Raw genomic sequence first — 543 nt, 5'->3', positions numbered from 1 at the left:
CCCGCCCAGGGCGCCCCGGCCGCCCCGGGTCGCCGCCGGGTCCGGGCGTGCCGGGGATCCGGCGCTGCGCCGGATCACCCTGCTCAGCGTGGCCAACCTGCCCTTCGCCTTCTCCTTCGACGTCCTGGAGGTGGCGCTGCCCGCGCTGCTGGTGCTGCATCTGCACGCCTCGGCGGCCTGGTCCTCGGGGGTGTTCGTGGGCAACACGGTGCTGGTGATCACCCTCCAGCTGGCCGTGGTGCTCCGCCTCGGCCACCGCTCCCGGCACACCGTGCTGGCCGCCGGCGGCGCCACGCTCGCCCTCTCCTACCTGGGCTTCTGGGCGGCCGGCGGGCTCGGCGGCACTGCCGGGGCGGCCGGCGTGGCGGCGGTGTCGGTGCTGTTCACGCTCGGCGAGATCCTCTACTCCGGCTCGGGCACCGCGCTGGTCGCCGCGAGCGCCCCGCCTGGGCTGCTCGGCCGCGCGCTGGCCCGCTGGGAGCTGTCGACGGGCGTCGGCCGCGCGCTCGCCCCGGCCGCGCTGACCTCGCTGCTGGCCGGCTG

General features: G+C 78.1%; 1 protein-coding gene. It reads left to right on the top strand.

Annotation, left to right across the window (positions count from 1 at the left end):
• Window positions 1-88 precede the first annotated feature (88 nt).
• On the top strand, window positions 89-543 hold a 455-nt coding region (locus ABD308_RS31530; protein ID WP_486327041.1), incomplete at its 3' end, for an MFS transporter.

Source organism: Kitasatospora putterlickiae (genome assembly GCF_039527695.1).
In the GTDB taxonomy this organism is placed as follows: domain Bacteria; phylum Actinomycetota; class Actinomycetes; order Streptomycetales; family Streptomycetaceae; genus Kitasatospora; species Kitasatospora putterlickiae.
This window is presented reverse-complemented; position numbering and strand designations above follow the sequence as displayed.